Source organism: uncultured Desulfobulbus sp., assembly GCF_963662935.2.
Lineage (GTDB): Bacteria > Desulfobacterota > Desulfobulbia > Desulfobulbales > Desulfobulbaceae > Desulfobulbus.
This window is the reverse complement of the sequence record NZ_CAXXTL010000002.1, coordinates 2,534,390-2,547,718: the sequence shown is the minus strand read 5'-3', so window position 1 is coordinate 2,547,718 and position 13,329 is coordinate 2,534,390. Positions and strand designations below refer to the sequence as shown.

Annotated in this window: 12 protein-coding genes; all 12 read right to left on the bottom strand. The window is 53.3% G+C overall.

Going from position 1 to position 13,329, the window contains the following annotated elements:
* Window positions 1-4 precede the first annotated feature (4 nt).
* Window positions 5-1,258, bottom strand: a complete 1,254-nt coding sequence (locus tag ACHZCX_RS15520) for an FAD-dependent oxidoreductase (protein ID WP_319588112.1) — start codon at window positions 1,256-1,258, stop codon at window positions 5-7.
* Window positions 1,259-1,441: 183 nt separating this feature from the next.
* Complete coding sequence (gene aprA / locus ACHZCX_RS15515) at window positions 1,442-3,457, bottom strand: adenylyl-sulfate reductase subunit alpha (protein WP_319588111.1); 2,016 nt, start codon at window positions 3,455-3,457, stop codon at window positions 1,442-1,444.
* A 66-nt stretch (window positions 3,458-3,523) separates the two neighbouring features.
* Entirely contained in the window at window positions 3,524-3,949 is a 426-nt protein-coding gene (gene aprB, locus ACHZCX_RS15510; RefSeq protein WP_319588110.1) for an adenylyl-sulfate reductase subunit beta, read from the bottom strand.
* A gap of 402 nt (window positions 3,950-4,351) precedes the next feature.
* Entirely contained in the window at window positions 4,352-6,514 is a 2,163-nt protein-coding gene (locus ACHZCX_RS15505; protein WP_319588109.1) for a DNA translocase FtsK 4TM domain-containing protein, read from the bottom strand.
* Window positions 6,515-6,812: 298 nt separating this feature from the next.
* A complete protein-coding gene (gene nusB, locus ACHZCX_RS15500; protein ID WP_319588108.1) occupies window positions 6,813-7,235 on the bottom strand; it encodes a transcription antitermination factor NusB in 423 nt (140 codons plus the stop codon).
* 58 nt (window positions 7,236-7,293) lie between these two features.
* Complete coding sequence (gene ribE / locus ACHZCX_RS15495) at window positions 7,294-7,761, bottom strand: 6,7-dimethyl-8-ribityllumazine synthase (protein ID WP_319588107.1); 468 nt, start codon at window positions 7,759-7,761, stop codon at window positions 7,294-7,296.
* 14 nt (window positions 7,762-7,775) lie between these two features.
* Complete coding sequence (locus ACHZCX_RS15490; protein WP_319588106.1) at window positions 7,776-9,029, bottom strand: bifunctional 3,4-dihydroxy-2-butanone-4-phosphate synthase/GTP cyclohydrolase II; 1,254 nt, start codon at window positions 9,027-9,029, stop codon at window positions 7,776-7,778.
* 99 nt (window positions 9,030-9,128) lie between these two features.
* A complete protein-coding gene (locus tag ACHZCX_RS15485) occupies window positions 9,129-9,782 on the bottom strand; it encodes a riboflavin synthase (RefSeq protein WP_319588105.1) in 654 nt (217 codons plus the stop codon).
* Window positions 9,783-10,391 carry a tetratricopeptide repeat protein gene (locus tag ACHZCX_RS15480; protein WP_319588104.1) on the bottom strand — a complete coding sequence of 203 codons (609 nt, stop codon included), beginning with the start codon at window positions 10,389-10,391 and terminating at the stop codon, window positions 9,783-9,785.
* Complete coding sequence (locus ACHZCX_RS15475) at window positions 10,381-11,532, bottom strand: DVU0298 family protein (protein WP_319588103.1); 1,152 nt, start codon at window positions 11,530-11,532, stop codon at window positions 10,381-10,383. Before ACHZCX_RS15475 ends, ACHZCX_RS15480 begins: the two co-directional genes overlap by 11 nt.
* 5 nt (window positions 11,533-11,537) lie before the next feature.
* Window positions 11,538-12,170 (bottom strand): tetratricopeptide repeat protein, encoded by a 633-nt coding sequence (locus ACHZCX_RS15470; protein WP_319588102.1) that lies wholly within the window; start codon window positions 12,168-12,170, stop codon window positions 11,538-11,540.
* A gap of 130 nt (window positions 12,171-12,300) precedes the next feature.
* Window positions 12,301-13,299 carry a bifunctional riboflavin kinase/FAD synthetase gene (locus tag ACHZCX_RS15465; protein WP_319588101.1) on the bottom strand — a complete coding sequence of 333 codons (999 nt, stop codon included), beginning with the start codon at window positions 13,297-13,299 and terminating at the stop codon, window positions 12,301-12,303.
* Window positions 13,300-13,329 lie beyond the last annotated feature (30 nt).

Genomic DNA, 13,329 nt, shown 5'->3' with positions numbered 1-13,329 from the left:
CCTCCTACCGTCCGATCTGAATGGCTTTAAGGGCAGCGGCAGTGGAGGATTGTCCACTGGTATAAACATCAACGGCTGATTTTGCACAACCTGCTGAAAGCATACCTTTTGCCGCATCGGAAACCACAAAACCGTTTCCATCCATGATAACGCCCAACGCCTTGCCCTGCTCACCAAGTGCGGGTTCCATCCCGGTTGCCAGAATGCAGAGATCCACTTTCTGGTGGACCTTGGTTCCGGTGACGGCATTCTCAGCAGTCACGCTGACACCGCCATCACGTTCGGCGACAATATCTGCCACCTTACCCTTAATGAAGGTGGTATTGGGGTCAGCCATAAATTTTTCACGAAAATGTTCGTATTTCCCAGGCGTTCGCAGATCGATGTAAAAGACATAAATCTTGGCGTCGGGATACTGTTCCCGAATATAGGAAATGTGTTTAAAAGTTGCCATGCAGCAGATATAAGAACAGTGCTGCAAATGATTTTCATCACGAGACCCGGCACATTGCACAAAGGCGAAGGAGGCGGGTTCTTTGTTATCTCCGGGACGAAGAATTTTTCCTTTTGTCGGCCCGTTATCGGCCGCCATCCGTTCCATCATCATGTTAGTGATAATAGCGTTGGAGGAATTGTAATTCAAGTTACTGATTTTGTTGGCAGCGTAGGGATTCCACCCGGTCGACCAGATAATGGAGCTAACCTTGAGAGTAAAAGTTTGGGGCTGCATATCCAAGTCAACAGCATTGTACTTGCAGGCAGCTTTAATTGCATCGAGGCAGGTACTTGAGCAGGCATCCTTTGCCAGGACATATCGCCGCGGGAAGGCCATCTCGTGAGGGAGGTACGCAGCCTTGATTTTGTTCATACCGAAGTTAAAGTCATCTTCGATTTCGTCGGTGCAAACTTGGCCACAGTCACCACAGGCGGTACAGTTAGAATTGATGTAACGCGGTGCTGTTTCGAGCTGAACCTCGAAATTACCAGGCCCACCAGTAACCGATTTAACGGTTGTCAAGGAATAGGTTCTGATCTTACGATTGTCTTTGATGCGCTTGAAATTGATTTCAAGTCCACATGTGGGGGGACAAAGTTTGGGGAAATACTGATTGAGCTGGGCAACCCGGCCACCAAAATAAGAGTTTTTCTCAACGAGAAAAACATCATTGCCGACTTCAGCAGCTTCGAGTGCAGCGGTCAAACCACTTATACCGCCGCCCACAACCAGTACCGCACCATTGCCTGCAGTGTCACTCATGCCAAACCTCCATAACTGCTGGTATTGATGAAAGGTGATTTCTGGTTCAATTGATACGAAATGTGAATAACTACTTCATCTTTCGTCTCAACTCAAACAAAATCAGACCCGTATATAAAAAATCTCCAGGCTCCGCGAGGGAGCCTGGAGATTTTTCTTCAGACAATCAATGTCTCTTCGAGATCAGATCCAAGGAGTGGTCTCGATGATGTTCACACAGTTGACTTTTTCACACTTCCACTCTTGGGTTTTCGGATTAAAAGTGGAGTTAACAAAGACCTTCCAGTTCTCGTCATCACAGGTCGGATAATCTGACCGGTAATAGAATCCGGGATAACGGGATTCTTTACGAAACTCGATGTGGCGGATGTGGGTCTCTACACACCAGATGCGGTGATAGTTTTCCCAAGCGCGCATCAACTCATGCAGGTCGCCGGCAGCCATCTTGGCAGCATCTTCACGCATTACTGCAAGCAGATCAAGACAGATGTTCAGCAGTTTGCCGGAGGTCATATAGTAGGTAGCAACACCACCGCCGTATTCGTCGGTGGCCTTCATCAGACGCATCATCAGCCCGGCAGGCTTAACATAGTTCGGGTTAACGTCAGATGCGGTGGAAGCATCTTTAAACTCATGATACAGACGTACCGGTGCATAGATTTCAGCGGCCAATTCCTTGGCGGTCTGAGCGAGCTCAGGTTTGAACGCTGCGTTATCACGACAGTACTTAACCATTTGTTTAGCGCAGATACGACCTTCAGCATGTGAGCCGGAGGAGAACTTATGTCCGGATGCGCCAACGCCGTCACCTGCGGTGAACAGGCCGTTAACGGTTGTCATGCGGTTGTAGCCCCATTTGTACTGATGCGAACGAGGACCGTCGATTGCAGGGACCCAGCTCTCTTCAGGACCGGAAACCCAAATACCGCAACAACCGGAATGGGAACCTAGCATGTAGGGTTCGGTCGGCATGATCTCAGATCCGACTTTCTCGGGTTCAGTGTTGGTGCCCGCCCAGAGACCGGCTTGACCAACGGACATATCCAAGAAGTCTTCCCATGCTTCTGACTCCAGATGTTTCCAGAATTTTTTAACCTCTTTCTCATCTTTGCCGGCGGCGCGCATGTCATCCAAGAAGGCGTTAAGGGCTACGTCGGTGGCCATGTAGATCGGACCACGTCCAGCCTTCAGCTCATTGATCATCAGGTGGTTACGCAGACAGGTCGGAGTAACCGCAGATGCACCATAAGGCATGAACTTCTCAAGCTCTGCTTTAACATCCGGGCTATTGGCATAGAACTCGCCAAGACCATTCTGTACTTTGGCCTTGAACAGCAGGAACCACGCACCGACCGGACCATAACCATCTTTGAAACGAGCCGGTGTGAATCGGTTTTCCATCATGGTCAGGGTAGCACCAACTTGGGCGCACATGGTGTAGGTGGAACCAGCATTCCATACCGGATACCAAGCGCGACCTTTACCCTCACCGGTGGACCGGGGACGGAAAATGTTTACCGCGCCACCGCAAGCAACCATAGCGGACTTGCAGGTATAGACATGGACTTTATTTTCACGGGTAGAGAAGCCAACCGCACCGGCGATAGTGTTCTCTTTGTTCTTGTCAAGCAACATCTTGACGATGAAAACACGCTCATGAATATTGGCTTCGCCCAATGCCTTCTTGGCCGGCTCAGCAACAATACACTTGTACGATTCACCGTTGATCATGATCTGCCATTTACCGGTACGAACCGGAGCGCCACCTTCACGGAGGGTTTTGGCAGGCTTGGCGCCATCGAGGTTGCCGCCGTCATCAGCTTTCTTCCAAATGGGCAGACCCCATTCTTCAAACAGCTTAACAGACTCATCAACATGACGACCGAGATCATAGATAAGATCTTCGCGAACAACGCCCATCAGGTCATTACGAACCATCTTGACATAGTTTTCAATGGGGTTCTCGCCGATATAGGTATTAATAGCGGAAAGGCCTTGAGCAACAGCGCCTGAGCGCTCGAGAGAAGCCTTGTCGACAAGAATGATTTTCATGTCGGCAGGAGCCCATTTGGTAATCTCGAAAGCTGTGCCGCAAGCAGCCATACCACCGCCCACGATCAGCACGTCACAGCTATGCTCAACGATTTCTGGATCGACAACGGCGTTAAGCTCGCCTTTCGGCTTATTTGGTAATGCCATATTTCTATCTCCTCAGTATTATTTTCAGAATAGAATTTTCAGTTAACCCTTGCTTCCCGTTGATGCTCAGGCCAGCTTGGTGGGGGATGGCAGATTGCTCTCGAGCAGCAAACACTCGTCATCCAGGCTTGCACCTTTCTGACCAGGATACTCATTGGCAGCGCCCTCAGCGGTGGTCCGAATCGGGAACTTAAAGCGTTTAATATTGCCATTCCGGAATTTTACAGTCCACATGATGGAGTCAGAGGAACGCATTGGATGCACCTGGCCTCCCAGCGGTACAAAGTCATCATAACCACGAACAAAGATTGCACCCTGCGGGCAAATCTTAACACAGGAGTAACACTCCCAGCATGCATCCGGTTCCTGATTGTACGCCTTCATAGCCTCAACATTGAGAACCATCAGATCGTTGGGACAGATGTACATGCAGGCGGTTTTATCTCCACCCTTGCAACCATCACATTTTGAAGGATCTACGTAACTTGGCATTAAACTACCTCCTCACTTGAATTTTCCTTTATGGCGCCCGATCTGGGCAACCAATAACCTCTAGCTTCTTGCTTCAAGAAAAACAAATACTCACATCAAGCAGCCAACCGTTTTCCACCGCGGCCACGGGTGCAACCTGCTCATTTCATACGTCTTTTCAGACAATTTGTCATTATACAAAAAATGAACAGCCACTCATTTCTGACCGTGTCACACTTTTAATTTGTTGCCTTCCCGATGTCAAGAAAAATCGTCAAAACAACATTGAACAGCAAAACTTAACGAAAGTATCAGAATTATGGATACATACTGTTAACCATACCGAGACACAGAATATTTCCCGTCTCGTGGAAAGGATAACTTCCGGTCGACAATTCCAGTTCGGTCAACTCAAGGCAGCCTTCAATCGTTCCCGGAATACGATGACCGGACCAGGACCTCGCGCGGCCGCGAGCCGTCAGCCGGGCCGACGATGCCTTCCTTCTCCATGATTTCGATCATTCGTGCGGCACGATTGTATCCGACCCGCAACCGGCGTTGCACCATAGAAATCGAGGCCTGTCCTGTTTCCGTGACCACGGCCACGGCCTCGTCATACTTTTCATCATGCTCCTCGCAGGTCTCGTCCGCACTCTCCGCTTCTTCCTCGATCCCTTGCAAAACTGACTCGTCGTACTCGGCGGTTCCTTGACCTTTCAAATAAGTAACCAGTCTTTCGGTTTCCTGTTCGGAGATAAAAGCACCATGAATACGCTGCAATTTAGCGGCGCCCGGTGGCAAAAACAGCATATCACCCATGCCGAGCAGATGTTCCGCCCCGGATCCATCGAGAATAGTCCTTGAATCGACTTTCGAAGAGACCTTAAATGAGATGCGGGTGGGAAAATTGGCTTTGATCAAGCCAGTGAGGACATCAACCGACGGCCGTTGCGTCGCCAAAATAATATGCATGCCTGCGGCCCTTGCCATCTGCGCGAGACGGGCAATCGAGGTTTCCACATCCTTGGAAGCAACCATCATCAGATCGGCCAGTTCATCAACAATGATAACGATATAGGGCAGTTTTTCCTCGGCTACCTGATTATAAGAAGCAATAGATTTCACCCGTCGCTCCTCGAGCAACCGGTAACGGCGTTCCATTTCGCGCACCGCCCAGAGCAAGGCTCGGGAAGCCATCTTCGCTTCAACCACCACGGGATGGAGCAGATGGGGAATGTCGTCGTACACGGAAAGTTCTATCCGCTTCGGATCGATCATCAACAACCGCACCTCCTCGGGAGTGGCCTTGAAGAGTATGGAGGCGATAAAGGCGTTAATCGCCACCGATTTACCCGCACCAGTGGCCCCGGCAATGAGCAGATGCGGCATGCGGGCCAAGTTGGCAACTACCGGGTGGCCGACGACATCGAAACCAAGGGCCAGCGTAAGCATGGCAGCAGCATCCTGGTATTCGGCGGTGGTCAAAATTTCATGCAGAAAAACAGTCTTGCGTAGCGGATTAGGAATCTCGATGCCGATGGCCGCCTTTCCGGGAATGGAACCGACGATCCGAACGCGGTCGACCTTCAGCACCATGGCCAAATCATCAGCGAGGGTTACGATGCGATTGATTTTCACTCCCGGCGCCGGCGAAAACTCGTAGGTCGTAACCACTGGCCCAGGAGAAATCCCAGCCACAGTGCCCTGCACGCCGAAATCCTGAAGCTTAGCCGTTAGGGTAGCACTGACCTCGTAGTAGTGCTCGCGGCTCAACTCTATGTCACCCTCATCGTTCTGATCAAGCAAGGAGAGCGGCGGCAACTGATACTCGCCCCGTTGAGCGTACTTCGATATGGTATTTCGGTCTTTTTCTGCGGGCGTAGTTTTTCTCTGGGGTTCATGCAGTGCAGGAACAGGTAAAGGCTCGTCCTGAAGGCGCTTGGATTCTATATTTTGCTTTCTCCGCTTGGGGGAAAAAGCCGACTTACTCACCTTTGGTTCTGCGAGATCCTGCAATTCGTTGAATTTGGCCTCGTGCCGTTTAACTCTCTCTATGTATGCAATAAAAGCAAAAGGGGAAAAGCGCACCGAGGCCATCAGGGAGAAAAGCAGGAGGAGGAGGAGAACAAGAACAGAACCGACAGTACCGATCACACTACTGAGCAAACCCCAAATCAGGTTGCCGAGGTATCCTCCAGGTGCAATAAAGGAAGCTGGTACGAGCAGTTGTTCAATGGCCCCGAATAAACCCGATGAACCGAGCATGATCCCGGAAAACCCGGCCACGATGGCGGGTAACCGGTGAGCAGTGGTGCGGGAAAGCAGGGTCGAGCCCAGGGCATATCCTAGAAGGGCAATCGGAAAAAACGCAATAAGCCCGAGAAACGAAAAAAGGTAATGGGCTGCATAAAAGCCAAGCGCCCCGCACCAGTTTGCAGTTGGCTGCTGCCGTGCCGGTTCGGACCCAAAGAGTGGTTGGAGGTAGCTCCCAAGGGCAATAAGAAAAAAAAGAGTGAGAAACAGCAGCAGAAGCGCCACCACATCTTGCCGCCCCCTCCCCTCTGGCTGTGTTTCGGATATGCTCATAACGCCCTAATAAATAACTTCCGCTTTCGTTCTCGCCCGAGAACGTTCCTCAACTACCTACAACAGTGCGGATAATCCATCCACAGGGGCGGAGGAAGGCCGGAAGGTTTTTCGCCGACCAAATCATGCAACCCATGAGAAAAGTCCACTAAACTTTCTGAAATATAGGCAAACTACCTGCACAGAGTACGCGGCGAGGATCAGGCGGCCAGCCTGTTCCTTCTTGCATTGGAAGCCAGCAGGATAACAGGACCAAGCGGAAAAAAAACGAGACAGCACCTGTGGAACAGAGCAGAGCTCATTTGGGAACAGCGGTTTGAACTGCGTCAAGAATGCCATTGATAAACGGCACCGAATCATGGATGGAATAGTGCTTGGCGATCTCCAGGGCCTCATTAATGACCACCTGCGCGGGAATTTCATCGGCGAGGAGCATCTCGAATATGGCTATCCGAAGAATGTTGCGATCCACAGAGGACATACGTTCCACCCGCCAGTTATGGGAGTGCTCGGCCAGGAGAATGTCAATCTCGTCCAAACGCAGACAGATCCCCTCGACCAGAAGGCGGGCATAGGGCATTGCTTTTTGCCCCACTTCAAAGCTGTGACAGAAAAGTTCCAAATCCTGCACCACGGTTTCAGGAGTGCTTGCACGCTCCTGAAAATCGTGGCTAAAGAGAAACTGTAGGGCCAACTCCCTCGATTTGCGTCGTAATCCCATGCGATTCAGTTAGAGCAGTTCAATTGACAAAGAAGCCCAGAAAAAGCCGGCGCCTGCATCAGTTGATCGCATCAAGGAGATTGATCATTTCCAGGGCAGCAATGGCAACGTCCGAACCTTTGTTGCCAGCCTTGGCCCCTGCCCGCTCGATGGCCTGTTCAATGGTCTCAGTGGTCAAAACCCCAAAAAGCACAGGAATGCCGGCGTCAAGCATCACCTGGGCCGTACCTTTGGAGACTTCGCCGGCCACATAATCAAAATGGGGTGTTGCGCCGCGAATAACCGCTCCGAGGCAAATGACCGCATCATGCCTGCCCGACTTGGCCATTTTCTGAGCCACCAGTGGAATTTCAAAGGCACCGGGCACCCGCGCCACCACGATATCATCGGTGTTCACACCAGAGCGCAACAAACTGTCGAGAGCTCCTTCCAGCAGTTTTTCGGAGATAAACGAATTAAACCGAGCCACGACTATGCCGATTTTCCGTCCAGTGCCCTGTAAATTTCCTTCCAGATAATGTGCCATTGTAGTTCCTGTAGTTAAATATCACGGGTCCCTGGTGACGCACATCCCATCGGCAGATCGCCGTACAGCTCAAGGATGTGTCCCATTTTATCGCGTTTTGTTCGTAGATAGTCCTTGTTTTCCTCGTCGCCGGGAATCTCGATAGGCAGACGATCCGTCACCTCGAGTCCGTAGCCCTCCAGCCCTATAATCTTTTTGGGATTATTGGTCAAAAGGCGCATTTTTCGCACTCCCAAGTCCCGAAGGATTTGCGCGCCGATGCCGTAATCGCGCAGGTCAGCTTTGAATCCGAGGCGGATGTTGGCCTCGACCGTGTCCAACCCGTCGTTATCCTGGAGTTTATAGGCTTTAAGTTTGTTGACCAAGCCGATACCACGTCCCTCCTGGCGCATATACAAGACCACGCCCTTGCCCTCCTGCTCGACCATACGCATGGCCGCATGCAGCTGCGAGCCGCAGTCGCAGCGGGCGGACCCAAAGACGTCGCCGGTCAGACATTCGGAGTGGACGCGCACCATGACCGGTTCTTCCGGACTGATTTCGCCCTTGACCAAGGCCACGTGCTCCTGCCCGTCAACATCGTTCTGGTAAGCAATCAGGCGGAATTCGCCCGCGTGGAAGGTGGGCAGACGGGCCTCTGCGGCACGGCGTACCAGCACGTCCTTGCGCAGCCGGTAGGCGACCAGATCGGCGATGGTAGCGATCTTCAGTCCATGTTGCTCGGCAAAGATCTCCAGATCGGGCATTCTCGCCATCGTGCCGTCATCTTTCATAATTTCACAGATGATGCCGGCGGTGCGTAGTCCGGCGATCCGGGCCAGGTCGACCGATCCTTCGGTCTGACCGGTGCGGACCAAGACGCCGCCGCCGCGAGCACGCAGGGGAAAAATGTGCCCAGGGCTAATAATGTCGCGGGGTGTGGCATTGGGGTCGACGGCCGCTTCGATGGTTCGAGCCCGGTCCCCCGCTGAAATGCCGGTACTAACGCCGGTGCGAGCCTCAATACTGATCGTGAAACCAGTGCCGTATGGCGACTGATTGTTCGACACCATCATCGGCAGCCCCAACTGATCGATGATGTCGGGGCTCATGGCCAGACAGATCAGGCCGCGCCCATGGGTGGCCATGAAATTGATGGCCTCCGGGGTCACCAGTTCGGCTGCCATGCAGAGGTCGCCCTCATTTTCCCGGTCTTCATCATCAACCAGGATAATCATCTTCCCAGCCTTGATGTCCTCTACAACTTCCGCTATCGAACTGACTGCCATATCACCCTCTTTCCAGGAAAGACCGTGCGCACGCCACGTTTCCCATTCTCAACGAATACCTACAATAGCCTTCCGGTTTGCGATGCATACCCCGGACTTTTACAAAAAACCATGCTCGGCGAGAAAAGCCGGGTTGATCCGGCCCTGCATCCCGCCACCAGCCGACTTCTCGGTCAGTAATTTTTCGACGTACTTGCCGATCATATCCACCTCGATGTTCACCGGGTCGCCCTCCCTAAGCGCACCTAAAGTGGTGCTCGCCAGGGTATGGGGAATGATGGAAACGAAAAATCGATCGCGTTCGCAGGAATTGACCGTCAGACTGACGCCGTTGATTGTGATCGATCCCTTTTCAATAACATACTTTGTCAGACCAGGGTCCAACGAGAAGGTAAACAGAGTGAAATCACCGGCGTTCCGTCGTTGCTCAACCAGCCCTTGGGTGTCAACGTGGCCACTGACCAGATGTCCGCCCAGGCGGTCGCTGAGTCGCAATGCCCGCTCGAGGTTGACCCGTTGACCGGTTTGTAAACGACCAAGAATGGTTCGCGTCAGACTCTCCGGCGAGACATCCACATAAAAACGGCTGCCTTTAATGTGACGCGCGGTCAGGCAGGCGCCGTTCACCGCGATGGACTCCCCCTCTTCCGGATCGGTCAGTGCAAAGTCGGCCTCCAGGCCAAAGATCATTCCGCCGCCGGCCGGACGCTTTTCAAAAAGCGTACCCAGTCCCTGAATGATCCCGGTAAACATTTACTCGTGCTGCTCCAGGGAAGCGGCCCGTTGGTTGAACTCCTCAGCCAGGCGGGTGTGTTTAAATCGGGAGTGAATGCTGGCCACCGAACGGTAGGCGTCCGCCGCTTTCAATCGTTCACCCTGTTCAGTATAGGTTTCGGCAATGAAGATCAGCGCCTCAACCGCCCCCTTGGGGTTGTTGGTCAGCCGAAAATGCTCAAGCGTATCATAGAGCAACTCCAGGGCCTTCTCCTGGTCACCCAGCTTGCGATAGGCGACCGCCATTTTTTTGTTCAAGGCCAGCACGGAAAAGCTGTCATCCTCTTTCTCGCAGATGGCGCAGGCGCGCTGGAAATTGGCGATGGCCATGGCATATTCGTCGCGAGCAAGGCAGGCATCGCCCAGCCGGTCGGAAGCATTGGCTACGCCCGCCTGATCTCCCTGCTCTTCAAAGCCCCTGAGGGCATTATGAAAAGCGATGGCCGCCTGGGTATACTCGCCGTCACTGTGGAGCTTGCGTCCTTCGAGATAATCCTTTTTTGCCGGATTGTCCTGGTCTTGGTCGCTGCCATTCTGCGTGGCGACCGGACCGAGACTGTCCAGAGGTTGAATAAACTCACTTGCCATTGCCTTCTTCCTTATAAAGAGTGCGGGTGGCCTGGGCGGAAAGCTCGGCCACTGTGGTTGCCAGGGGAACGCCCTGCTCGTAAAGAGTGAGCGGGGCGATATCATGCTGCAGGCCAAGAATCTGAAATGCCGCCTCTTTTGCCTGTATTCTCCCCAGTAGCCGCAGGGTCAGGCCTCGCAGAACCGGGTCGCTGTGATTGAGCACAGGAAACAGGGAATAAAAAGGGGTTTTTCGAATCAGATCGGGCCGGGTAGCAGCGATCTCGCCCAAGCCCCAAAGTACGGCCTCACGGGTTGCGGGATCGCCCATGAAGTTGAAGAGATGCCGGGTGAAAGCACCATAGATATCGGGCCGGGCGGCAATGATGGCGCCGATGGTCTCGACCATGCCCCAGGAGCTGGCAGCCGAGTCGGAACAGGCCTCGAACAGCCGGTGGAGCAGATCGGCCACGGGACCAGGCTCACGGATGGCCACCCGTCCGCAGACCTGGCCAATCACCCAGGCAATACTGTAGCGGGCCCCTGGATCGGGCTCATACAGCAAACGCTGGAGAAACGGCAGAACTTTACGGTCGTCGAGATAGAGATCAACCAAGGCGCTGATATCGCGAGATTTGGCCAACTGCTTGACCACCTGTTTGTCCGCTCGCTTTTTCGTCCGTTTAGGATCGCGGTCCGGCTCAACCGCAACTGCGGGCTCGCTGTGTCCACTCTCATCATTGACCAGTACAGGTTGCTCTGCACTGAGTTTGTGCTCAAAGCGCTTGACCAGCTCCGCCATCTCCTTGTGCAGCCGAACAAAATAAAGCACTCCGCGCACGGCCCGGCCGTCAAGATTCCGTTTGGGAACGACCTGATGGGTAACCTCGTCGTAATTCTCAAGCGTCCCGGTCAGATAATCATCCTCGGGAATCAGTTCCCAGGCGAGGTCCCACTGATTGTTGCAGGCGATGACCAAACATTCGACCATGGCCGCGCCGATGTTATGGCCCGTGGTATCGCTGACATACACCGCCCCGCACTCGCAGATGCCCATGGGAAACTCCCGCATCTTGCGTTGGATGCCCTCGGTTGGCTTGCCGACATCCATGCCGCAAAACGGGCACCAAGGTTTGAGGGCTGATTCCGCCTTACTGCCCATGATTCTTATGCCAATTTTGCCTGCAGGGCTTGGACAAAACGAGGATCAACGCTGTATCCTAGCTCCTGGGCCTTTTCCATATTTCGCTGGGACTCGGTGAAATCGCCCTTAAAATAAAGGGCCACCGCCAGGTTGTTGCGGGCCATTGGCGAATCGGGTTCCAGGGTGACGGCTTGACGGGCGGCATCCACTGCTTTTTCATCCTCCTCAAGCATGGTGTAGGCCGAAGTCAGATTAATCCAGGCGGTGATCAGTTTGGGATCAATCTGCACCGCCTTGGAATAACATTCGATCGCCTGATCGACCTCGTTGCGATGCTGACGAATCAGGCCGATATTGACATGAGCCTCGGCCATGTCGGGACTGATGGCCAGTGCCTGCTGGTTCAGCTCTAAAGCACGATCAGTATCGCCGCGATCAAAAAAGATGGCGCCGAGATTGATCATGCTTTCCATGGACTGATTGTCGAGTTTTATAGCCTTTTCGAGCTGAGTGATGGCATCGTCGACACGTCCCACCTGGCGATAGACCAGACCGAGGTGGTGCCGGGCCATGACGTTGTTCGGTTTTTCCTCTACCACCTTTTCAAGCTCGCTGATAACAGCCGAAAGGTCGGCTGGTTTTTGTGCTTCCGTCATAAAAAAACCTTCTCTGATGCTAGAGTGACTCTAAATGGTAACGAACGTTTACCGGCAATAGCCGAGGGTTGAACAGGAAAATTTCGTACAGTATAGCCATGAACGCCGCAGATGCAAGTGGCCGATCCACTCAGGAAGGCCGCACCCTGACCGCATTTTCTGCGCCTTTGTTGCCGTGGTAGGCGATCAGTCGTCTCTGCTGCTCCTTGACCAGGACTTTCTGCGCCACTTCGATGTCCTTACAAATCTGCCGGGCTAACGCCTCGGGCCCACTGAAAGTGATTTCGCCGCGCAGATGCATCAGCAGATTAATTTTCAACGGCCGACCGTAAATATCGTCCTTGAAATCAAAAATATGGGTCTCAGCCACCAGGCTCGTATCGCCGAAGGTCGGATTATAGCCGATGTTGGACACCCCGCCATATTGCCTGCCGTCATAGATAACCTGGGTAACATACACGCCGCGCTTCGGACACAAGTCTTCTTCGGAGAGGTAGAGATTGGCGGTGGGAAAGCCGAGCAGCTTGCCGCCGCGTTGCCGCCCCCATTGCACATCGCCACGTATCTGATAATACCTGCCGAGCAGCCGACGAACGTCTCGCATCTTGCCCTCGGCCACCAGTTCCCTGATCCGGGTACTCGAGACGAGCATGCCCTGTTCATAATGGGCAGGCATCACCATCACGGAAAACCCTTTTTCCTCCCCCTGATGCTGCAGAAAAGCAGTGTCGCCCTGCCGCCCCTTGCCCATGGCGTAATCGTAGCCGACCACGAGATCCCGCATGCCCACGCACCGCAACAGTACCTCATCGACAAACTCAACCGCCGTGGTCACCGCCACCTCGCGACTAAAGGGAATAATCACTAGAGCATCAATCCCGGCACGTTCGATCAATTCGATCTTCTGAGGGGTGGTTGAAATGAGCCGGATCCCCTGCGGACTCAACACCTTGAGCGGATGCGGATCAAAAGTGACGGCAACACTGGTCCCCTTGCTCTGGCGAGCTCGGGCCACCACCTGATCAAACAGCATCTGATGCCCGAGATGCACACCATCGAAATTGCCGATGGTGACGTGCGCCTGGGGGAAGGGATTTTGTATCTCGCTGAGATTGGTATATATTTCCATGGAAGCCGCCGCCGGTCTTCGGCGGACTCA

Bases quoted from the DNA above. Each gene is read 5' to 3' on its own strand.
- ACHZCX_RS15520 (WP_319588112.1), bottom strand. From the start codon at position 1,258: ATGAGTGACACTGCAGGCAATGGTGCGGTACTGGTTGTGGGCGGCGGT.
- ACHZCX_RS15480 (WP_319588104.1), bottom strand. From the start codon at position 10,391: ATGGCAAGTGAGTTTATTCAACCTCTGGACAGTCTCGGTCCGGTCGCC.
- aprB (WP_319588110.1), bottom strand. From the start codon at position 3,949: ATGCCAAGTTACGTAGATCCTTCAAAATGTGATGGTTGCAAGGGTGGA.
- ribE (WP_319588107.1), bottom strand. From the start codon at position 7,761: ATGGCACATTATCTGGAAGGAAATTTACAGGGCACTGGACGGAAAATC.
- ACHZCX_RS15465 (WP_319588101.1), bottom strand. From the start codon at position 13,299: ATGGAAATATATACCAATCTCAGCGAGATACAAAATCCCTTCCCCCAG.
- ACHZCX_RS15470 (WP_319588102.1), bottom strand. From the start codon at position 12,170: ATGACGGAAGCACAAAAACCAGCCGACCTTTCGGCTGTTATCAGCGAG.
- aprA (WP_319588111.1), bottom strand. From the start codon at position 3,457: ATGGCATTACCAAATAAGCCGAAAGGCGAGCTTAACGCCGTTGTCGAT.
- nusB (WP_319588108.1), bottom strand. From the start codon at position 7,235: ATGGGATTACGACGCAAATCGAGGGAGTTGGCCCTACAGTTTCTCTTT.
- ACHZCX_RS15485 (WP_319588105.1), bottom strand. From the start codon at position 9,782: ATGTTTACCGGGATCATTCAGGGACTGGGTACGCTTTTTGAAAAGCGT.
- ACHZCX_RS15475 (WP_319588103.1), bottom strand. From the start codon at position 11,532: ATGGGCAGTAAGGCGGAATCAGCCCTCAAACCTTGGTGCCCGTTTTGC.
- ACHZCX_RS15505 (WP_319588109.1), bottom strand. From the start codon at position 6,514: ATGAGCATATCCGAAACACAGCCAGAGGGGAGGGGGCGGCAAGATGTG.
- ACHZCX_RS15490 (WP_319588106.1), bottom strand. From the start codon at position 9,029: ATGGCAGTCAGTTCGATAGCGGAAGTTGTAGAGGACATCAAGGCTGGG.